Below are 20,876 nucleotides of genomic sequence, written 5' to 3' on the forward strand. Positions count from 1 at the left end.
GCGGTCACTGGGGCACCTCGTCCCTGAGAGTCGTCGTGAGGGGTTTCGCCCGTCGCAGGGCGAGGGCCACGGTCACGAGGGTGGGGCCCGCCGCGAGTGCCGTCAGCAGGGCGGCCAGCGGCAGCAGCGGGAGTTCGACGAGCACGGGCGGCAGCGGCCGGGTGGCCTGCCCGGTGAGGATGACGAGGGGGACCAGAATGTACGTCAGCACCGCTCCGAGCGCCGTGCCGACCAGCAGGGCCAGGCCCACCAGGACGCCGTGCTCGGCGGCGATCAGCCGGACCAGCCGGCGGCGCGGTGTCCCGAGGGCGCGCAGCACGGCGAACTCGCCGTCCCGGGCGCGTATCGCCCCTGCCGCGCTGACCGCGAAGCCGAGCGAGGCGAAGAGCACGGTCACCGCGGCCGCCGCGACCAGCGCCGCCTCCGGGGCCGCCCCGAAGGGGTCGTCGCTCAGTTCGGCCGCGGTCTCGTCGCGCACCAGCACCTGTTTCGGGTCGACGTCGGGCAGGGCGCGGGCGGCCGCGGCGGTGGCGTCGGGCGCGGAGCTGCTCAGCCACCACTCGTTGGGGGTCAGTCCGGTGCCGTAGCGGGCCTGGAGCGCCTGGTTGACGGCCCGCAGATCGACCAGCAGGGCTCCGCCGCCCTGGGCGGTGGCCTCGGTGGTGGGCAGGGCGTCCGTGGTGCGGACGATGCGTACGGGCACCGAGTGGCCCTCGAACGGCACCTGGACGCGCTGGCCCACGCGCGCTCCGGACGCGGTGAGGAACCGGTCGGTGGCGACGGCGACGACCTCGGGCGGGCGCGGCTGGGTGACCTTCAGCCGGACCTCAAGCGGCGGGGCGGGCGGTGACATGTCCGGCGGCTGGTACCCGGTGCTGTACGTCATGGTCACGGGCGCCGTGGACGTGATCCGGGGGTGGGTGGCCAGGGCGTCGTCGTCGGGGACGTAGAGCGGGGCGGCCTCGATCGCGGTCGTCCACTTCGTGGGCAGCGCCAGCCGCTGGGCGTCGCGGTCGCCCGCCGTCGCCGTGAGCGCGCCGAGGACGAGGCGGTGGCGGTGGGGGCGGTCGAACGGCTGGGGCGTCGTCAGTTCGAGTCCGGTCAGCGCCAACGGGCCCCGGGCACCGTTCAGTTCGGGGGTCAGCCGGTGCGGGCGGCCGTCTGCGGCGAGGCGCCCGGACGGGATCTCGTAGGAGGTGCCGTCACGGTCCCGGAGTGTGAGCGTGACGTCGGCGCCTGACCCGGGTGTGCTGCTGTGGAGGGTGGCGGTCAGGGTGAGCCGGTCGGTGCCCTCCGGTATCTCCACGCCGGTGGGCGGTGCTCCCCGCGGCGCGAGTCCGGCGAGCGGCGGGCCGTCCGTGAGGTCGCTGCGCGCGAGCATCACCCCGGTGGCCTCGGCGGTGTCGAGGGCCATGACGGTCGCGGTGCGGCTGCCGGAGAGCGTCATCGTGCCGCGGACCGCGGGGGCGGTCGCGTCGACGTGCGGCAGGTCCGCGTAGACGTCGGTGCGGCCCACACCGCCGCCCCCGGAGGCGAGGACGCGCAGGTCGGCGCCGACGCGGAAGTCGGCCTGGTCGGTCTGGGAGCGGTGCCAGGACGCGCCCTGCCCGATGGCCGTCACGCCCAGCGCCACGGAGATGACCAGGAGCAGCACGGGGCCCGCCCCGCGCATCGGTCGGCGGCTGAACTGCCAGCCGACCATGGCCGCGGTCAGCCCGCGCCCGCGGGTCATGAGGCGTTCACCGATCCGTGCCAGCAGCGGCAGCAGCCGCAGCACCAGGACCGTTCCGGCGAGCAGCACCAGCGCGGGCGCCAGCACCAGCAGCGGGTCGACCTCGAGGATTCCCTCGCGGTCGGCGGTGACGGCGCCGGAGCGCTGGCTGTCGAGCATCCAGAGGGCGACGCCGGCCACGACGGCCAGCCCGATGTCCGCCCCGGCACGCAGCGGTGCGGCCAGGGCCCCCGCCCGCGCGGTGGCGCCCGCGAAGGACGCCCGCCACGCCGGGACGGCGACGGCCAGCGCGCAGAGCGCGGCCACGCCGACGGAGACCGCCCACACCTCGGGCCGGCCCCAGGCGGGCAGATCGACGCGCACCCCGGTCCGGCCCAACGCGCCCTGTTCGACGAGCAGCCGCGTCAGCGGCCCCGACAGCAGCGGGGCCACGATCACGGCGGGTACGGCGATGAGGGCGGCCTCCAGCGCGGCCTGGCCCGCGAGGCGTGCCCGGGTGGCGCCGCGCGCACGCAGCAGCCGGGTCTCGGACCTGCGCTCGGCGCTCAGCAGTCCCGCGACGAGCAGCAGGGCGCAGGCCGCGAGGAGTCCGAGCTGGGCGGCGACGATCAGCATGCCGGCGCGGGTGACGAGCAGGGAGCGTTCGATGCGGTCGAGCACCTCGGGCAGCGCGGTGGAAGCCATGGTCGCGCCGCTGAGTTCGGGCCGTTCGCGCAACTCGGCGGTGCCCGCGCGGATGCCCTCGCGCAGGGCGCCGATCCGCTCGGTCGTCAGGGAGGAGTAGTCGGCCGACACCAGCCAGCCCGACGCGTCGGCGCTCACCCGGCCGGACGCGGGCACGTCCGGGGCGGTGAGCAGGGGACCGTAGGTCGTGAAGCTGGACTCCTTCACGCCGCGGCCCGCCAGGTCGTCCAGCTGCCAGTAGGGCGCCCGGACGTCGACCGGCCGGTAGACGCCGGTGATGAGCAGGCGTACCGCCGGGCCGTCGAGCCGGTCGGTGACGGTCAGCCGGTCGCCGGGTTCCAGCCCGAGTCGGCGGGCGGCGCTCTGCGGCAGGGCGACCTCCAGGGGTCCGGTGGTCGCCGCGGGGCGGGGCAGCCGTCCGGCGACGGTCCGCACCTGGGTGCGGTCGAGGGCCGCGAAGTGGGTGAGGTCGGGGTTCTCGTTCCGTTCGGAGACCGGTCGCAGTGCGGGCGGCAGGGCGTAGGGGCCGGAGCGCAGCAGGGTGCGCACCTGCAGCGGCAGCCCGTCGAAGAGGGTGCGGGACGCGTCGCGCACGGCGTCGTCGGCCGCCTGCCGCTGGTCGGCCGGTACGGCGGCCTTGACCACCAGGGCGGCCTCGGCGGCGGTGCGTTCCTCGGCGAGCGACCGCCGCAGCGCGGCGTCGCCTATCGCGCCCGAGTAGGCGGTGAGCGCGGCCAGCACGGTCGTGGTCAGCGAGACCGTCAGCAGCACGGCACCGAGGAGTACCCGATGCGTCCACGCTCTCAGCGCGATGAGCCGCAACATGCCCGCAGGCACGGTTCGTTCCCCCACCAAACTCCCCCGTTCCCCCACCGCACGGAACCGGACCGCGATGCGGCGTCGGTGGCGTGCGGGTACAAGAGGGGATTCTAAGACCGACTTTGGTCGTTTGTGATCGGTCAGCGACAACTGAGCGATCGCATCCAGCACCCGGGCCGGACGAGTACGGCGCGAACAGGGCGGCGCGGGAGGCGAAGAACGACCGGCGGACGGCCCCGGCCGCCCATGCGGACGACGAACCCGCTGACGGCACAGGAGATCGCGTCGCGCAGTCGTCCATTTCTCGGGGGACCCGGGCACGTCAGTCCGAATCGAAGTCGGGGCGGGGGTGGGGGCAGTGGGGCAACGATTAGTCCCCTGGACCCGGTGAGTTCACCTTGGCGTCGTTTTGCCTTCCTAATTTTTCTCAGCGTCCCCCCACGGATGACCAATCGGTTTCAAGAACCCCCCACCCGCCGATAAACCGCGGCGAACACAGCATTGGCTTGGCGAAAACCAGGAGTGCCATGACGAGGGTCCAGAACAGACGGGCACGTGCGCGCGGAGGGGAGCTGGACGACTGTTTGCGTGCCTGCGCGGTGCACAGCGGCAAACTCGTCGGCAGCATCGACCGCCGCCGTATCGAACTCGCCGAACAGCTCAGAAAGCTGCTCGTCGTGTGGGGCACCACCCCCGCAACGCCCGCGCCCGCCCCCACCACCGGCGCCACCGCGCTGCTCAAGCGCGCCGTCAAGGGCGCCGCGACCCCCGCCACCGGCCTCGGCAACGACCTCCTCGACGCCCTGCTCGCCGTCGCCAACCAGGCACTCAAGTGCGGCTACGACGACGAGTTGAACCTCGCCCTGGTCATCAGCGACACCGTCCTCGCCCAGCGCAAGAACTCCCGCGCCGGCTGGCGGCTGCGCGCCCGCGTGCTGGAGGCGGTCGGCGAGGAGACCGAGGCGCTGGAGGCGTACGAGAAGTACCTCGGCCTCACTGACGACGACGGCTTCGGCGTCCGCGCCCGCATCGCGGGCCTGCGCACGGCCGGCGAACGGGAGCGCGAACTGCTCGCCCTGCTGCGCCGACAGTGCCCGCGCGCCGAGGAGTTCACCCGCCGCGACGCCACCGAGGTGTGGTCCGAGGGCCTGGCCGCGCACGCCGCCGGCGACTGGCCCGCCGCCGAACCGCGCCTGCTCGGCGCGGTGCTGGCGATGAGCGACGCCCCCGTGACCGAACGCCAGGAACTGCTCGGCCAGTACCTGGACCTGCGCATCGCCGCCGACACCGATGTCACCGCCCTCGCCGGGCTCACCGAGGTCCTCGCGCTCTACGCCGACCAGCGCCGCAGCCGCATGCGCGGACCCGTCGCCGACCCCACCGTCGGCGGCGTGCAGTGGATCAGCCTCGGCGAGTTCCGCAACCTCATCGCCGGGAAGTCGGTCTGCCTGATCGCCAACTCCGGCCGGGTCGGCGCCAGTTCGATGGGCGCCGAGATCGACGCCTACGACCTCGTCGTACGCTTCAACTCGTACCGCATCGACCCCAGGCACACCGGCAGCCGCACCGACATCCACGCCACCATCCACAAGCACGGCTTCAACTGGGACAAGCAGGTCGACACCCGGCTGGTGTTCGGCGGCATCTCCGGCGACTGGAAGTGGTCGCTGCGCAACCGCCTGGTGCCCGGCGCCCAGACCCGCCTCGGCGACGAGTCCCTGCGCTGGCCCGTGCGCAACATCGGCAGACTCGGCAGCGACCGGTGGTCCGGCATCCCGACCACCGGCTTCAACATGCTGTACCTGCTGGACTTCCTGGACGTCAGCCCCAAGCTCGACCTGATCGGCTTCGACTTCTACGAGAGCGGCGCCTACCGCGTCCAGGAAGCGATGAAGCTCGCCATCACCTCCGTACACGAATACACCAGCGAGAAGGCATGGGTCATGGAGCGGGCCCAGAGCGTGACCGACATGAGGATCTCCCTGCGATGACCACGACCGCGCCTGCGACCCAGGCCCCCGCCACCGACGCCCACGCCCTCACCGGCAAGCGCCGCATCGCCTTCGCGTCCTACGTCGACGAGAACTACCTGCCCGGCTTCCTCGCCCTGCTGCGCAGCCTCGCGCTGTCCAACCCGAGCGTGTGCGAGGACTTCGTGGTCCTCTACGACGACCTGCGCCCCGGCTCGATCGCGAGGATCCGCGCCCTGCACCCGAGGATCGTCCTCAAGCGCGTCAACGACACCCACTACGACGCGTACAAGAAGGGCGACCAGGACAACTACCTCGTCCGCAAGGCGTACTTCATCCTCGACGTCTTCCGGCTGCGCGAGTACGACACCGTCATCACCCTCGACACCGACATGGTCGTCCTCGACGACCTCGGCGAACTGCTCAGGCTGCGCGAGGGCCTCGCCGCCGTCCCGCAGTTCTTCTACGGGCAGCACAAGCTCAACTCCGGGCTGCTGGTCATCCAGCGCGAATACCTGAGCGACGAGTTCTGCGCCAGGCTCGACGCCACCGGCCGCAGCGGCGACTACGAACTCGACAAGCACGACCAGGGCATCCTCAACGCCGTCCTCGACGGCGACTTCGTCCGCCTCGACCCCCGCTACAACTTCGTCAAGCGGCGCCTGTCCGGCGACCTGCCCGTGCCCGAGGACACCGCGATCCTGCACTTCACCGGCCGCCACAAGCCGTGGCAGGGCGGTGAGTCCGGCTACGGCCTCGCCGAGGAGAAGTGGCGCGAGTTCGAGCTGTCCGACGCCGACTTCCACGCCGAGTACCTCTCCCGGAGCGGCGGCCTCCACCACGACCTGGTCGTCCACTACGGCACCCCGCACGTCGCCCGCACCGGTGACGTCGAGGTCGCCCGCAAGGTGGCCGCCGCGCACATCGCGGCCGGCGAGTACCAGGACGCCGTGGACATCCTCGAAAGCGTCCGGATCCCGCTCGACGAGGCCTGGCCGCACGAGGTCCTCGGCCACGCCCTGATGAGCGTCTCGCGCTACGCCGAGGCCGAGGCACAGCTGCTGATGGCGACGGCCGCCCCGAACCGGGCCGCCACCGCCTTCGCCCGCCTCGCCCAGATGGCCTGGGTGCACGGCGACGACGAGACCGCCCTGAAGCACGCCACGGCCGGACTGTCGGTCGACATCACCCACCGCTCCAGCAGACTGTGGGCGCAGCGCGCGGCCTCCGCCCCGCCCGCCGACCTGGGCGCCCCCGGCGACCAACTGGCGCACGTCGCCTTCTACATGGACCGGCAGGGCAACGCGGGCGACAAGCTGCTCCCGGAGAGCGTGCGCAGCGCCTTCGGCCCCGACACCGGCTCCCGCCGCTGGCACTCCGTGCACGCCCACCGGCTCTTCGACGAGGCGGCCCTGGAACGCGTCAACGCCCGGCGTGGCCTGGTCATCGGCGGCGGCGGCCTGTTCATCCCGGACACCATGCCCAACGGCAACAGCGCCTGGCAGTGGAACGTCCCGGACGAGCTGATGCGCCGCATCGACGTGCCCATCGCGGTCTACGCCGTGGGCTTCAACGCCTTCGACGGCCAGTCCTACCGGGCGAACCGGTTCCGCGACTCGCTGCGCCTGCTGGTGGAGAAGTCCGCCTTCTTCGGGCTGCGCAACCACGGCTCGATCGAGAAGGTGCGGGCCATGCTCCCGGCCCACCTGCACGACAAGGTCCGCTTCCAGCCGTGCCCGACGACCGTGACGCGCCAGCTCGTGCCGGACTGGCGGGACCCGGCCGGACGCGACGACACCATCCTGATCAACGCCGCCTACGACCGCGCGGGCCTGCGCTTCGGCCACGACTACGGCTACTTCCTGAATCAGATGGCCCGCGCGGTACGGGACCTGGGCGAGCTGGCCGAGGTGCGGTGCGTGGCGCACTCCCTCGACGACGAGAAGATCGCCTTCGACCTGCGCCGCGAACACGGCATCTCGCTGCCCGTCATCCCGATGTACGACTTCGACAACGACGAGATCCGCGACCTGTACGCGCGCACCAAGCTGGTCATCGGCATGCGCGGCCACGCGGGCATGATCCCGTTCGGCTGCGGCACGCCGATCATCAGCCTGATCTCGCACCCGAAGATGGCGTACTTCCTGCGGGACATCGACCGCCCCGAGTGGGGCGTCTCCGTCCACGACCGCCACCTGGCCGACCGCCTGGTGGAGCGCTCCAAGGACCTGCTGCGCGACCACGCGGCGACCGTCGCCGACGTGCACGGCCGCCAGCAGGAGCTGTGGAAGGTCACCGAGGCGAACGCGGCGGACCTGCGGATCATCCTGGGGAGCTGACCCGTGAAGGGTCCGGGGATCAGCGCCCCGGGCCCTTCCTGAGCTGCTCGAAGTGGCTGGCCCGGGTCCGGCTCAGATACGCGTCGGACTCCAGCGGCCCGGCGATCGACCAGGCCCGCTCGTACTGGCCGGCGTAGTGCGCGACGTACGCCTTGGCCATCTCCAGCACCGACTTGAAGGGGATGCCGCCGGTGTGGTCGTGGTCGATCCGGTCCTGTACGGCGGAGATCAGCGCGAGCTTCTCGTCCACCGTGTACGCGTCCTCCGCGACGCTCTTCAGCACGTGCGCGGGGATCGGCCGGGACACCTCGAAGGCCAGCGTGGACCGGATCGGCGGGCCCGCGAGCTCGATGTACGGCAGCAGCGCGCCCGTGCTGTAGTGCAGCCAGGGCAGCCGGGGTCCGGCGAAGTCCTGGTGCAGGACGACCGATCCGGGCCGCAGCCGGGTCAGGAAGCGCTCGGCGACACAGCGGAACACCCGGGGCGTCTTGGCGATGTCGATGTGCAGGAACTCGATCGGGTCGGTGTCGTCCGGGTCGGAGGTCCGGTGGATGTCACCGGCGTGGATCTCCAGGAACGGCAGGAAGGGTTCGAGCCGGGCGCGGAAGTCCGCCAGGAAGGACGTGCCGCCGTCCACGGGCCTGGCACCGGCCGTGAAGAACTTCTCCGTGGCGAAGGTGCCCTTGCCGACGTGGAAGAAGTCGTACGCGTGCAGCCGCCCCGTCCGCTCGTCGAAGACCGGGTTGTCGCGCAGCCCGAGCGCGAGCGCGTACGTCGATCCGCCGCCGCCCGAGCCCAGTTCGACGATGCCGTCCTCACCCGTGAGGCGATGGCGGCCCAGGAGGTACAGGAAGCGCAGTTCCCAGTCGCTGACCTGCGAGTAGGGGATGTCGTCCGGCAGGGTGACGTCGTCGAGCAGGGGGTACAGCCGGCCGAGGTTCGTCATGAGTGCCTCACGGAGTCGGATGAGGTGGGGGGAAGGTGGGGGTGGGGGGAAGGTGGCGGGGGAGAGACGGCGATGGGGCGGCGTCCGTGATCCTAGGGATCCGGGCGCCGCCCCTGCCGTGGAATCATCGGTTCGAGTCGATGTTGTGCCACTGTTTCCTTGGCCGATTCCGGTGGTTCACCGGGCCTTGGCTCAGCGGCCCACCGCCTTCCTCAAGGCCTTCGCCCGGCGCACCACCCGGCGTGCCGTGGCGTTGCGCGGCAGGAACGACAGCCGCTCCGGGATGCCGCCGGGCAGCCCCAGTGAGGTGAGCCGCTTGCGCTTGAAGTAGCGCTGGGTGCGCGGCCCGAACTGCCCCGACAGATACGCCTCCGCCGCCGGCCGCAGCCCCGGGTGCAGCTGCGGCTGCATGGTGAACCCCACGGCGGTGACCAGCGCGCCCAGCGTCTCCGCGGCGACCGTCTCCTCGCCCTCGCGGCCCTCCAGGTCCGGCAGCACGGCGTCCGCCAGCACCGCCGGGACGCGGTTGCTGTTCTGGTACGGCGTCAGCCGGTCCAGCAGCGGCCCGGTGCCGATCCGGGCGACGGGCAGGCCGTAGAACGCGGACGCCGTGAACAGCGCGGTCGAGAAGCAGCCGACGACCAGGCCGGGGCGCGCCTTCTCGAAGAGCACCTCGGCCAGGACAGGCGTGTCCAGGACGGTCAGCTCGACACCGAGCCGCTCGGCCTCGGTCTCCAGGACGCGGCTGTAGCGGGCCGGAGCCGTCGGATGCGGCTTGAAGACGATCGAGCGGTGCCCGCGCTCCACCGCCCCCCGCATCATCCGCACGTGCAGCTCCTCCTCGGCCTGCGGCGTGAGGATGTTCAGCGCGGACAGGTACTGGCCCAGCAGCAGCGCCGAGTTGTCCGGCAACACCGGCAACTCCGGGCCCGTACCCGCGAGTTCGCCCATCGCCTTCAGGAACGCGTCGGTCGGCACGACCTGCGCGGGCACGTCGAACTCGGTCAGCAGCAGCGGCCGCAGCCCCGGCACCAGGTCCAGGTGGAGCAGCCGCCGCACCCGCGTGCCGACCAGCGGGTCCAGCTTGTTCCGGGTGGGCCCGTAGCTCATCAGCCCGTCGGCGTAGACGTCGATGGGGGCGCCGGTGAACATCTGCGCCACTCCGAGCGCCGGGTTGACCTGGAGGGACTCCAGGACCAGCTCCACCCGGTCCTCGCCGAGCCCCCACAGCAGCCGCAGATAGCGCTCGAACAGCGGGACGTCGTCCGGCCGCGGCTCCCAGGCGCCGGGGTGGAAGGGCCGGATCGCCTCGTTGAAGGAGAGTACGCCGTCGAAGCGGTCGCGCAGCGCCTCGAAGCCCGGCATCTCGTCGACGGCCGGAGTGGTCTCCGGTGTCGCCGCGTTGTTGAAGACCAGCAGCAGCCGGCGGTCCGCCGCGGCGAAGCAGTCCGAGTCGATCGCGGCGGCCAGCGTGGCGGCGCCGTAGAGCGTCGAGACGCAGAAGATCCGGGTGGTACGGGGGGCGCGGGCGGTACGGGGGGTGCGGGTGGCAGGGGCCTGGGGGGCAGGGGACATCACGCGGCCGCCTTCGCTGTGGTGACCCGGCGCCGCAGCCGGCGCAGCTTGCCGGCCCGGCGCAGGTCCATGGTGTCGAGCACGTCACCGAGCGCGTCCTGCGGCATGCGCTGTATCGCCGCCGCGCTCATCGCCCGCAGCTGCCTGGCCACGGCCGGTTCCCACTTGGACTCGTCCGCCAGATGGTGGGCGATGATCGCGCAGTAGGTGCGCATCGCCTTCGGCAGCAGCCTGTCCGCCTCCGGATCCCGGGCCGTCTCCTCGATGACCTGGTCGAAGGCGCGGATGAAGTCCAGTTGGCGCACATCGCCGATCTGGGTCAGCGAACCGGCCACCCCGCGCCGGTAGAAGACGCCCAGCAGGCCCACCACCGCGAACGACTCCGCCTCCCGGTGCAGCTTCCAGATCCACGGCCGGTCCTCGGCCGTCCGCAGCCCGTCGGTGAAGTGCAGCAGCCCCTTCTCCAGCAGCCGGCGGTGGTAGGCGCCGGCCCAGGCGTAGGCGTAGTCGACGGAGGTCGTCCGGTCGGCCGGCAGGATCGCCCCGCGCGGGTCCAGCACCTCGCCGCGCCGGCCGTGCGGCACCCGGTGCACGGTTCTGGCGCGCGCGACGGCCTGGACATGGTCGGTACGCACGAAGTCGCAGCCCAACTCCTCCATGGCCGCGACCAGTTCGGCGAAGTGGCCGGGCGCCAGCCAGTCGTCGCCGTCGAGGAAGGTGAGGTACTCGCCCCGCGCCGCGTCCAGGCCGGTGTTGCGGGCGGTGGCGAGTCCCCCGTTCACCTCGTGCCGGATGTAGCGCACCTGCGCGACCTCCGAGAGCTGGTCGGCGGCCCGTTCGAGAATGGCCGGAGTTCCGTCCTCCGAATGGTCGTCGACCAGGATGAACTCAAAGTCGCGCCGGGCATTCGCACGCAGACTTCTGAGGGTGTCCGGGGCGTATTGCTGCACGTTGTAGAACGGCACGATCACGGAAAGCTTTGGCACCCGCAAAAGATTAGGAGCGGGCCCGGCAGCGGAACTTGACGGTGCGGGTACAGCGGGTGAACTCCATGTGTCGGAACGGTGCACCCCCTGTACTTCCCGGGTTTTGCCAGGCCAGTTCGGCTCTCGGTGGGATGTTGTTAACTTTTCGTTGATTCACGGTTGGGCCATACCTAGGAATTGATTCCTAGCGTCTTCCACGTGCCAGCAAGTACACCGAAGCCGCCGCGAATCGCCGTCCTCGCGGACTCCGACACCCGCTGGAAATGGGGTGCGCTGACGGCGGGCCGCATCGCCCCGGGCCCGCCCATGGAAGCCGCACCCGAAGGCGGTACGCAAGCCGCGCCCGCCCTGAGCGGATTCCTGCTGCGCGGCCGGGCCACGCCCACCGCCCGCCAACTGGCGGAGGTCGGCGTGACGGCCGACTCCCTGCGCGAGGTGACGGCCGTGGAGTTCCTGCGCGCCATGGCCGAGGAGTCCTACGACATCGTCGTACTGGCCCTGGTCGGCGGCGGAGTGCAGGCCATGCTGCACGGCCTCAAGCGCGTCTGGGAAGGCCGCACCGCACGCCCCGTCGTCGTCACCGGCTACGTCGGCGTCGTCTACGAGAAGCTCGCCGACGGCCTCCTCCTGCGGCACGGAGCCGACCTCGTCCTCGCCAACTCCCGCCAGGACGCGGACCGTTTCCGCGCGGTCTACGAGGGGGTCGGCGCCGACGCCTCGGCGGTCACGGAGGGGGCGCTGCCGTTCCTCGGCGGGGCGCCCTACGAGGGGGAGCACGACCCGTACACGGTCGTCTTCGCCGCGCAGCCCTCCGTACCGGACAGCCGCAAGGACCGTACCTACCTGCTGAACCGGCTGGTGCGGCACGCCCGCCTGCACCCCGAGCGCGAGGTGCTGCTGAAGCTGCGCTCCAGGCCCGGCGAACACACCACGCACATCGAGGAGCTGCCCTACCAGAAGCTGGCGCAGAAGGCGGACCTGCCGCCCAACTTCCGGCTGGTGTACGGCCACATGGGCGAGGTGCTGGACCGCACCGACCTGCTCGTCACCGTCAGCTCCACGGCCGCCCTGGAATCCCTGCACCGCCGGATCCCGACCGTCGTCCTCACCGACCTGGGCGTCCGCGAGGTCCTCGGCAACCACCACTTCGTCGGCTCCGGCTGCCTCGCCTCCTGGGACCAACTCGACGCCGGGCACCTGCCGGTGGCCGACGAGGGGTGGGTGTCCCGGCAGGGCGTCGCGGCCGACGGATCGTACGAGACCGCCTTCGACGGAGCCCGCGAGCGCATCGCCAAGCTGCTCGCCGGCGACCTCCCGCCGCTGACCCCGTACTACACACCCGCGACCGCGCCCGGCTACCTGCCCGGCATCCTCGCCCGCCACCACCTCGGCCCCGACGGCAGCCCGCTGCCCGGCGCCCCCGCCCAGGACAAGGACCCCGGCCCGGTCCGGCAGATCGTCCGCCGGGCCGCCCGCGGGGCCTACCGGCACGGGGTGCAGCGGGTGGCGCCGGTCATCCGGCGGATGGGGGAGCTGTGAGCACCGGCCGGCCGCGGGGCGTGCCCGACCCGAATCCCTCGCACGGAGCCCAAGGAGTGGACCCCATGACCAACCCGCAGACCGGCCCGGGGACTTCGGCGCGCCGCGTGCTCGCCGTCATCCCCGCCCGCGGCGGCTCCAAGGGCGTGCCCGCGAAGAACCTCGCCCCCGTCGGCGGCGTACCGCTCGTGGCGCGGGCGGTACGCGAGTGCCGCGCCACCCGGCTGGTGACCGACGTCGTCGTCTCCACCGACGACCAGGCCATCGCCGCCGCCGCCCGCGAGGCCGGCGCCGAGGTCGTACTGCGGCCCGCCGCCATCGCCGGAGACACGGCCACCTCCGAGGCGGCCGTCCTGCACGCCATGGACACCCACGAGGCCCTGCACGGGGCGCCGGTGGACGTGGTCCTGCTGGTCCAGTGCACAAGCCCCTTCCTCGTCCGCGAGGACGTCGAGAGCGTCGCGGCGGCCGTCGTGGAGAACGGCGCGGACACGGCGGTGACCGTGGCCCCCTTCCACGGCTTCGTCTGGCGCGACGGAGACGAGGAGACCGGCGGCTCCTTCGGCGTCAACCACGACAAGTCCTGCCGCCCCCGCCGCCAGGACCGCCCCCAGGACCTCCTGGAGACCGGCGCCGCCTACGCCATGGACGCGCCGGGCTTCCGCAAGCACCAGCACCGCTTCTTCGGCCGTACCGAACTCGTACGGACCGACCCCGCACGCGTGCTGGAGATCGACGACCCGCACGACCTGGCCCGGGCCCGCGCCCTGGCCCCGCTGTTCGACGCGGACCTCCCCCACGCTCGGCTGCGCTCGCGCGGGGGGACCCCCATCGGCGCCCTGCCCGCCTTCGGGGACGTGGACGCGGTCGTCCTGGACTTCGACGGCACCCAGACCGACGACCGGGTGCTGATCGACGCCGACGGAAAGGAGTTCGTCTCCGTGCACCGCGGGGACGGCCTCGGCATCGCCGCCCTGCGCAGGAGCGGCCTGAAGATGCTGATCCTCTCCACGGAGCAGAACCCGGTCGTCGCCGCCCGCGCACGCAAGCTGCAGATCCCCGTGCTGCACGGCATCGACCGCAAGGACCTCGCGCTCAAGCAGTGGTGCGAGGAGCAGGGCATCGCGCCTGAGCGCGTGCTCTACGTCGGCAACGACGTCAACGACCTCCCGTGCTTCGCCCTCGTCGGCTGGCCCGTGGCGGTCGCGAGCGCCCACGACGTCGTACGCGGCGCCGCACGCGCGGTCACCACCGTCCCCGGCGGTGACGGCGCGATCCGAGAGATCGCCAGCTGGATCCTCGGCCCCTCTCTCGACTCCCTCGACAAGTAAGGAACGTCTGTAGCCATGTCTGCCAACTCCCGTCTCCGCACCTTCGGTACCGAGCGCATCGCCGGCCCCGGCCAGCCCGTCTACATCTGCGGCGAGATCGGCATCAACCACAACGGCGAGCTGGACAACGCCTTCAAGCTCATCGACGTGGCCGCCGAGGCCGGCTGCGACGCGGTGAAGTTCCAGAAGCGCACGCCGGAGATCTGCACCCCGCGCGACCAGTGGGACATCGAGCGCGACACCCCCTGGGGCCGGATGACGTACATCGACTACCGCCACCGCGTGGAGTTCGGCGAGGACGAGTACCGCCGGATCGACGAGTACTGCAAGGAGAAGGGCATCGCCTGGTTCGCCTCCCCGTGGGACACCGAGGCCGTCGCCTTCCTGGAGAAGTTCGACGTCCCCGCCCACAAGGTGGCCTCCGCCTCCCTGACGGACGACGAGCTGCTGCGCGCCCTGCGCGCCACCGGCCGCACGATCATCCTCTCGACCGGCATGTCGACCCCGAAGCAGATCCGCCACGCCGTCGAGGTCCTCGGCTCCGAGAACATCCTGCTCTGCCACGCCACCTCGACCTACCCGGCGAAGGCCGAGGAGCTCAACCTGCGGGTGATCAACACCCTCCAGGCCGAGTACCCGAACGTCCCGATCGGCTACTCCGGTCACGAGACGGGCCTGCAGACCACACTGGCCGCGGTCGCCCTCGGCGCCACCTTCGTCGAGCGCCACATCACCCTCGACCGTGCGATGTGGGGCTCCGACCAGGCCGCCTCCGTGGAGCCGCAGGGCCTCACCCGCCTCGTCCGCGACATCCGCACCATCGAGGCCTCCCTCGGCGACGGCGTCAAGAAGGTCTACGACTCCGAGCTCGGCCCGATGAAGAAGCTGCGCCGCGTCACCGGTGTCGTGGCCGAGGCGGAGATCGCCGCCGCCGCGGGCGAGCCGGTCACGGTCTGAACCCTCGACACCCAGGGGACGGTCATACTCCGATGAGCCGCCGCGCCGGATCCGCCGGCACCAACGGCACCAACGGCACCACCACACTCGCGTTCGTCGAGAGCCCGGTACAGCTGCTGAACGTGCTGGAGTGGGCGCACACCCGGGGGGTGGGCGCGGGCGCGGGGGGCGCGAGCGCGGGCGCGGGGGCGCCTGGTGCGGGTGGCTCCGGCGCGGAGGCATCCGGCGGGAAACTCACCCTCGTTGTGCTGTCCCCGACCGATCCGATGACCCGCGGCCAGCTCCGCAGGATGGCGGAGCTGGCCCGGCAGGAGGGGCACGAGGTGCGTTGGGAGGAGGCGCGGGGCGGCGCGGCGGCGCCGTTCCAGACGATCGGCGGCCTGGCGGGCATGCTCCGCAGGGCGCCGCGCGTGGTCCTCGGGGACCCCTTCTCCCGCTACGTCCAGCTCCTGCTGACCATCACCAGGGCCCGCGACCTGGTCGTCGTCGACGACGGCACGGCGACGATGGAGTTCGTCGCCCAGCTGGCCCGCGGCGAACGCCTGGTGCGCTGGCACCGCAAGGGCGGCCGCCCCGGCCCGCGGGACCTGCTCTTCGCCCCGGTGGCGTCCTCGGCCCGCCGCCGTCTGACGCCGGGCGAGGACCGCCGCGTCGAGATCTTCTCCTCCATGCCGATGGAGGAGACGCCGGCGGGCGTGACCGTCACCTCCAACACCTTCGCCTGGACCCGCACCCGCTTCGGCCCGCCCCGCGTCACCAAGGGCGCCGACATGGTGGGCACCTCCCTGGTGGAGACGGGCGTGGTCGACGCCGACCGCTACGTGGCGGCGGTCCGCACCCTCGCCCGCACCCACGGCGCCGCCCGCTACTTCGCCCACCGCCGCGAGAGCACGGAGAAACTCCACCGGCTGGCGGTGGAGACGGGCCTGGAGATCGTCCGCCCCGACCTCCCGCTGGAGCTGATCGCCCGACGGGGCCCCATCGGCCGCACGATACTGAGCTTCCCGTCGACGGTCGTCCACACCCTCCCGCTGGCCCTCGCCGGTACGGAGGTCCGCGTCGCCGTCTGCGACATCGACCCGAGCTGGCTGACCCAGAACGCCTCCCCGAGGGCACAGGGGTTCCTGTCCGGGGTGACGGGCTCGGCCCGGGATGTGCACCGGCTGGCGGCGGTGGGGGTGGGGTAGGGGCTCCATTACGGGGGTGCCGTTTCTTGGTGTGGGCCGCCCGCTTCTGGGTCAGTGTCGTGCTTCCGCGAGCCGAGTAAAGGGCGCTGCGCTGCGCTCCGCGTCGGCTGCGCCGATGGGCCTGCGGCCCACCCTTGACTCGGCTCGCTCCAGCACGGGGGAGAAGCGTGCGGGCGGCCCGGGAAAGCGGGTGGCCGACCGGGGTGCACACCCACGCCGCCGACAAGGCCCACGGAGTGGGCGGCGCGTCAGCGCCTCGCCAGCACGCCGGGGCGGCTCAGCGGCTTCCGGGCGGGCCATTGGCAGATTTGGGCCAGTTCTGGGTGAGGTGTGGCCCGGGTTGGCGGGTAGGGGTGGCCCGGATCTGCCCATTGTGGGTGGCGTCGGCAAGATGGCACTCCGGGAGGCTGCCGGAACTCGTACAAGCGTCCGGGCCTCGTCGGAAGAGATGATTTCGTGCATGAGAGAAGTCGTCCGTGACGTGGTCTGCCGTATCTCCATCCGGCGCACCCTGTGGTGCCTGGTCGTCCTCGGGGCGGCCGGGGCTGTCACGGCCGTCGTGAGCCTGGTGTACGCGGGGGCCGGGCCGTGGCCGTTCGTCGGGGCCTGCCTTGCCGTGGCCGGGCTGGTGGCGCTGCGGGCGCTTGTGGTCGAGGTGCGTGCGGATGCGTACGGGGTGCACAGCCGCACGTTGCTGCGGCGCCGTAGTACGCCCTGGTACGACATCGCCGAGCTGCGCGTGCGGATGGTGCACGAGAACAATCCCAAGGTGCAGCCCGCCCGTCGGCTCGAACTGGTTCCGCGTGAGGGGCGGCGGCGGGTGCTGCCGTTGCCGTACGGGCACAGTGGCAACGACCGGGTCTTCGACGCCGAGGTCGCTGCCTTTCGTGCGCTGCACCGGCGTTACGGGACGCCTTCGTCGGATCATCTTGTTGTGGTGTCCAGGCGTACCGCTGGGCGCGGCTGGGCCGGGGCGCTGAGCGCCTGCGTGGTGCTGCTCGGGTTCGCCGTCGGGTTCGCACTGGCCACGCCCGGTGCCGCGGGCGAGGAGCGGGCCTGGCGGGCGGCCACCGCCTGTACCGATGCCACGCCCGACGCCGAGCGCGCCGAGTGCGTGTCCTCCTGGCCGGCCGTGATCACCCGGACCGAGCCCGCCGACCGGCCCAAGCAGCCCAGCTATGTCTACTTCCAGGAAGGTGCCGAGGGCGGCGATCAGCGGTTGTCGGTGACCGAGGAGGCCGCCCGCTCCTTCCAGCCCGGCGACGAGGTCGAGCTGTCCGTGTGGCGCCGGACCGTCATGACCGTCTCCGGTGAGCACCATGTGTGGCACCGGCACGTCGTCACCGGCGGTTCCACGGCCGTCGTCGCCACCCTCTTCGCCCTTGCCGCCGGTTTCCCCGCCGCCCGGCTGCTGGTCCGGGTGCGGTGTCGGCGGCTGCCCGCCGACGACGTGCTGCCCTCGACGCTGCCCTTCGCGGGGGTGTTGTTCGTCACCGGTCTGTGGCTGGTGCCCCTGTCCTACCGGCATCCCACGTCCCTGCCCGACACCCCGGCGGCGATCACCTGGGCCGCCGTTGGCACGCTGGTCACGGTCGGCCTGTTCGCCTGGGCCTGGCGTGCCACGCGTGTCCGTACGCCCGCCGTCGCCGACGTCCCCGAGGGGCAGGAGGAGGTCTTCCTGTCCGCCCGTTTCCTGGAGGCCACCGACTACAACCCGCATCAGTTCGGCACCCACATCGCCCTCGGTGGAGGCGAGCCGCCTGCCGTGACGCCCGGGCCGGGCCGGTTCGGGGCGAGGGTGATCCCGGTCGGGCGGCTCACCCTCCGGCAGGTGCGCCGGGCCCGGGGTGGTGACGGCGACCTCGTCCCCGCGAGCTGGCACATCGCCGAGTTCGACGACGCCGGTACCGTTGTCCGGCTGGCCGCCGCCCCGGCCGACCTGAACCGCGTCCTGCGCGCCCTGGGCGCCGTAGAAACGCTTGAGGACGCCTCGACGCCGGGTGCCGACAGGTGAACAGAACCGACGGGGGTGTCCGTACCGTGGTATGGGTTGAATACAGCGGATGGGTGGCGCTCATGATCAAAAATGGGTGAGTTTACCCGTCCGGGCCGACAGCTATGCGTCGGGCGGCCAGATTTTCTTCCCCTAACGGGCTGAACTTTTGTTGATCGAGGGTCAGTTGGCCACCCGGGCGTCCTACCCTTCAGAGGGTGAAGCACTTGATGTCCGTAGAGTCCGAGGTCGATCTTCCGGGGGAAGCGCTGCTTCCCGGCACGCTCCCCGAGGCGCTGCGTGCCGAACTCGTCGCGTTCCGGCGTGACTTGCACATGCATCCGGAGCTCGGCAACCAGGAGTTCCGTACGACCGCCGCGATCAAGGAGCGCCTGGAGCGGGCCGGTCTGCAGCCGCGTGTGCTCGCCGTCGGGACCGGGCTCGTCTGTGACATCGGCAACTGGGACGACGGGCTGCCCGCGCTCGCCCTGCGGGCCGACATCGACGCCCTGCCCATCCCGGACGCCAAGACGGAGTGCCCCTACCGGTCCACCGTGCCGGACCGGGCGCACGCCTGCGGGCACGACGTGCACACGACGGTGGTGCTGGGCGCCGGGCTCGTCCTCGCCGAGCTGCACCGCAAGGGCCTGCTGCCGCGGCCGGTGCGGCTGATCTTCCAGCCCGCCGAGGAGGTACTGCCCGGCGGTGCCGCCGACGCCATCGACTGCGGGGTGCTGGAGGGCGTCGGGCGGATCGTCGCGGTGCACTGCGACCCGAGAGTCGACGCCGGCCGGATCGGCATCCGCGAGGGCGCCATCACCTCCGCCTGCGACCGGCTGGAGATCGCCCTGGACGGCCCCGGCGGCCACACCGCGCGCCCCCATCTGACCACCGACCTGGTCACCGCCGTCGCCCGGGTCGTCACCGACGTGCCCGCACTGGTCGCCCGGCGCGTGGACACCCGTAGCGGCCTTGCCGTGACCTGGGGGCGGATCGAGTCCGGGCACGCGCCGAACGTCATTCCGCAGCACGCCGAGCTCTCCGGGACCGTGCGCTGCCTGGACCTCGCCGCCTGGCGGCAGGCGCCCGACATCGTGGTCGCCGCGATCGACGAGGTCGCCAACCTGCACCGGGCCAAGTCCGAGATCAACTACGTGCGCGGGGTGCCGCCCGTGGTCAACGACCCGGACGTCACCGAACTGCTGCGCGACGCCATGATCGCCCGCCGCGGCCCCGCCTCCGTCGAGGGCACCGAGCAGAGCCTGGGCGGCGAGGACTTCTCCTGGTACCTGGAGCACGTCCCCGGCGCCATGGCCCGCCTCGGCGTCCGCCCGCCCGGCGAGCGCACCGTCCGTGACCTCCATCAGGGTGACTTCGACGTGGACGAGCACGCGATCACGGTCGGGGTGGAACTGTTCACGGCCGCGGCATTGATCGACCTGTAGGGAACCTCTGCGGCGCCGTTCCACTTGCGCCCGGCGTCGGCCGAGCGCAGCCTGGGCGCGTAGACAGTGGGCGGTTACGTCCTGAGTGCACCTTTTGATCCGGTGGTTCACCGGGACGTAACCGGCCATCGGCACGAATGGATAACGGCCGTGCGATACCCCGTTCCCAGGAGTGTCTACGCGCGTTAATGTGCGCCGAACTCAGCACCCACTGCGGGGCTTTGGAGAATGGGGAACTTCACGATGCGTCGGATATCCAAACTGACCCGTGTCGCGGTGGGGGTCGCGTCGATCGCCCTCGCCGCCACGGCCTGTGGTGGCACCAGCAGCGACGACAGCGGTGACTCCGGGACGAAGGACGAAAAGGGCCTGGCCATCGCGTACGACATCGGCGGCAAGGGCGACCAGTCCTTCAACGACGCCGCGTACGCGGGCCTGGAGAAGGCCCAGAAGGAGTTCGGCTACAAGACCGCCGACATCGAGCCCACCGAGGGCGAGACGGACGCCGACAAGGAGCAGCGGCTGGCGTCGCTGGCCAAGCAGGGCTACAACCCGGTGATCGGCGTCGGCTTCGCCTACGGTCCCGCCATGGAGGCCGTGGCCAAGGACTACCCGGACACCACCTTCGGCATCGTCGACTCCGTGGTCGAGGGTGACAACGTCGCCTCCCTGGTCTTCGCCGAGCAGGAGGCCTCCTACCTGGCCGGCGTCGCCGCCGCCAAGGCCACCGAGTCGAACGTCGTCGGCTTCGTGGGCGGTGTGGACATTCCGCTGATCCACAAGTTCGAGGCCGGCTACAAGCAGGGCGTCCAGGACACCAACCCCGAGGTCAAGGTCGTCTCGCAGTACCTGACCCAGACCGCCGAGGAGGGTGGCTTCTCCAGCCCCGACAAGGGCAAGGCCGCCGCCGAGGGCCAGATCGAGAAGAAGGCCGACGTCGTCTACCAGGCGGCCGGTCTCTCCGGCCAGGGTGTGATCCAGGCCGCCGCGAAGGCCAAGGTCTGGGCGATCGGTGTCGACTCCGACCAGTACCAGCAGGAGGCCCTGTCGGCGGAGAAGGACTACATCCTCACCTCCGCGCTCAAGGACGTCGGCGGCGCGGTGTACGCGCTCGCCAAGTCCGTCGAGGACGGCAAGCCGCTGACCGGCGTGCAGACCTTCGACCTCAAGGTGGACGGCGTCGGCCTCGCCGACAGCAACCCGAAGATGGCGGAGATCGAGGGTCTGACGGACGCCGTGGCCAAGGCCAAGGAGGGCATCATCGACGGCTCCATCAAGGTCAAGACGGAGTAGTCGCCCGATTGGGGCAAGCAGAGGAGTGCGTGTGAAGCGGGCGGGTGGCTCAGGCCCCCGCCCGCTTCGGCGTTCCCGGT

Annotated in this window: 13 protein-coding genes; 9 read left to right on the forward strand and 4 right to left on the reverse strand. The window is 71.9% G+C overall.

Translation table 11 applies throughout. The features are described from left to right. Positions 1 to 4: 4 nt before the first annotated feature. Positions 5 to 3,241, reverse strand: coding sequence for an ABC transporter permease (locus ICC28_RS11445; RefSeq protein ID WP_188288434.1), 3,237 nt, complete (start codon positions 3,239 to 3,241; stop codon positions 5 to 7). 521 nt (positions 3,242 to 3,762) lie between these two features. Between ICC28_RS11445 and ICC28_RS11450 the strand changes: the two genes are divergently transcribed. Then, positions 3,763 to 5,226, forward strand: coding sequence for a glycosyltransferase family 29 protein (locus ICC28_RS11450; RefSeq protein WP_188288358.1), 1,464 nt, complete (start codon positions 3,763 to 3,765; stop codon positions 5,224 to 5,226). Beyond that, positions 5,223 to 7,544: a glycosyltransferase gene (locus ICC28_RS11455; protein WP_188288359.1), complete on the forward strand. Its 2,322-nt coding sequence runs from the start codon at positions 5,223 to 5,225 to the stop codon at positions 7,542 to 7,544. Before ICC28_RS11450 ends, ICC28_RS11455 begins: the two co-directional genes overlap by 4 nt. A 19-nt stretch (positions 7,545 to 7,563) precedes the next feature. Here the strand turns inward: ICC28_RS11455 and ICC28_RS11460 are convergent, their stop codons facing one another. From ICC28_RS11460 to ICC28_RS11470, 3 genes are all read right to left on the reverse strand, one after another. Further along, entirely contained in the window at positions 7,564 to 8,490 is a 927-nt protein-coding gene (locus ICC28_RS11460; RefSeq protein WP_188288360.1) for a class I SAM-dependent methyltransferase, read from the reverse strand. Between the two features lie 192 nt (positions 8,491 to 8,682). Beyond that, a complete protein-coding gene (locus ICC28_RS11465) occupies positions 8,683 to 10,065 on the reverse strand; it encodes an alpha-2,8-polysialyltransferase family protein (RefSeq protein ID WP_188288361.1) in 1,383 nt (460 codons plus the stop codon). Beyond that, positions 10,065 to 11,051: a glycosyltransferase family 2 protein gene (locus ICC28_RS11470; protein WP_188288362.1), complete on the reverse strand. Its 987-nt coding sequence runs from the start codon at positions 11,049 to 11,051 to the stop codon at positions 10,065 to 10,067. The genes ICC28_RS11465 and ICC28_RS11470 overlap by 1 nt, the downstream gene beginning before the upstream one ends. A 198-nt stretch (positions 11,052 to 11,249) precedes the next feature. Between ICC28_RS11470 and ICC28_RS11475 the strand changes: the two genes are divergently transcribed. The 7 genes from ICC28_RS11475 to ICC28_RS11505 all read left to right on the forward strand — a co-directional run bounded on the left by ICC28_RS11475 (position 11,250) and on the right by ICC28_RS11505 (position 20,796). Continuing rightward, positions 11,250 to 12,590 carry a DUF6716 putative glycosyltransferase gene (locus ICC28_RS11475; RefSeq protein WP_188288363.1) on the forward strand — a complete coding sequence of 447 codons (1,341 nt, stop codon included), beginning with the start codon at positions 11,250 to 11,252 and terminating at the stop codon, positions 12,588 to 12,590. A gap of 65 nt (positions 12,591 to 12,655) precedes the next feature. Next, positions 12,656 to 13,921 carry an N-acylneuraminate cytidylyltransferase gene (locus ICC28_RS11480; RefSeq protein ID WP_188288364.1) on the forward strand — a complete coding sequence of 422 codons (1,266 nt, stop codon included), beginning with the start codon at positions 12,656 to 12,658 and terminating at the stop codon, positions 13,919 to 13,921. 15 nt (positions 13,922 to 13,936) lie between these two features. Further along, positions 13,937 to 14,878 (forward strand): N-acetylneuraminate synthase family protein, encoded by a 942-nt coding sequence (locus ICC28_RS11485; RefSeq protein WP_188288365.1) that lies wholly within the window; start codon positions 13,937 to 13,939, stop codon positions 14,876 to 14,878. Between the two features lie 32 nt (positions 14,879 to 14,910). Beyond that, on the forward strand, positions 14,911 to 16,065 hold the full coding sequence (locus ICC28_RS11490; RefSeq protein ID WP_188288366.1) for a hypothetical protein: 1,155 nt from the start codon (positions 14,911 to 14,913) through the stop codon (positions 16,063 to 16,065). A 460-nt stretch (positions 16,066 to 16,525) separates the two neighbouring features. After that, a complete protein-coding gene (locus ICC28_RS11495; protein WP_188288367.1) occupies positions 16,526 to 18,079 on the forward strand; it encodes a PH domain-containing protein in 1,554 nt (517 codons plus the stop codon). 209 nt (positions 18,080 to 18,288) lie between these two features. Then, positions 18,289 to 19,503, forward strand: a complete 1,215-nt coding sequence (locus tag ICC28_RS11500; protein WP_188288368.1) for a M20 family metallopeptidase — start codon at positions 18,289 to 18,291, stop codon at positions 19,501 to 19,503. Between the two features lie 243 nt (positions 19,504 to 19,746). Further along, on the forward strand, positions 19,747 to 20,796 hold the full coding sequence (locus ICC28_RS11505; RefSeq protein ID WP_188288369.1) for a BMP family protein: 1,050 nt from the start codon (positions 19,747 to 19,749) through the stop codon (positions 20,794 to 20,796). Positions 20,797 to 20,876: the final 80 nt, after the last annotated feature.

The sequence above is a fragment of the Streptomyces sp. TRM68416 genome (assembly GCF_014596915.1).
Classification (GTDB): domain Bacteria; phylum Actinomycetota; class Actinomycetes; order Streptomycetales; family Streptomycetaceae; genus Streptomyces.

Coding starts and splice junctions, on each gene's coding strand:
- ICC28_RS11450 (WP_188288358.1), top strand. CDS start 3,763: ATGACGAGGGTCCAGAACAGACGGGCACGTGCGCGCGGAGGGGAGCTG.
- ICC28_RS11455 (WP_188288359.1), top strand. CDS start 5,223: ATGACCACGACCGCGCCTGCGACCCAGGCCCCCGCCACCGACGCCCAC.
- ICC28_RS11445 (WP_188288434.1), bottom strand. CDS start 3,241: ATGTTGCGGCTCATCGCGCTGAGAGCGTGGACGCATCGGGTACTCCTC.
- ICC28_RS11490 (WP_188288366.1), top strand. CDS start 14,911: ATGAGCCGCCGCGCCGGATCCGCCGGCACCAACGGCACCAACGGCACC.
- ICC28_RS11480 (WP_188288364.1), top strand. CDS start 12,656: ATGACCAACCCGCAGACCGGCCCGGGGACTTCGGCGCGCCGCGTGCTC.
- ICC28_RS11505 (WP_188288369.1), top strand. CDS start 19,747: ATGCGTCGGATATCCAAACTGACCCGTGTCGCGGTGGGGGTCGCGTCG.
- ICC28_RS11500 (WP_188288368.1), top strand. CDS start 18,289: ATGTCCGTAGAGTCCGAGGTCGATCTTCCGGGGGAAGCGCTGCTTCCC.
- ICC28_RS11460 (WP_188288360.1), bottom strand. CDS start 8,490: ATGACGAACCTCGGCCGGCTGTACCCCCTGCTCGACGACGTCACCCTG.
- ICC28_RS11495 (WP_188288367.1), top strand. CDS start 16,526: ATGAGAGAAGTCGTCCGTGACGTGGTCTGCCGTATCTCCATCCGGCGC.
- ICC28_RS11465 (WP_188288361.1), bottom strand. CDS start 10,065: ATGTCCCCTGCCCCCCAGGCCCCTGCCACCCGCACCCCCCGTACCGCC.
- ICC28_RS11485 (WP_188288365.1), top strand. CDS start 13,937: ATGTCTGCCAACTCCCGTCTCCGCACCTTCGGTACCGAGCGCATCGCC.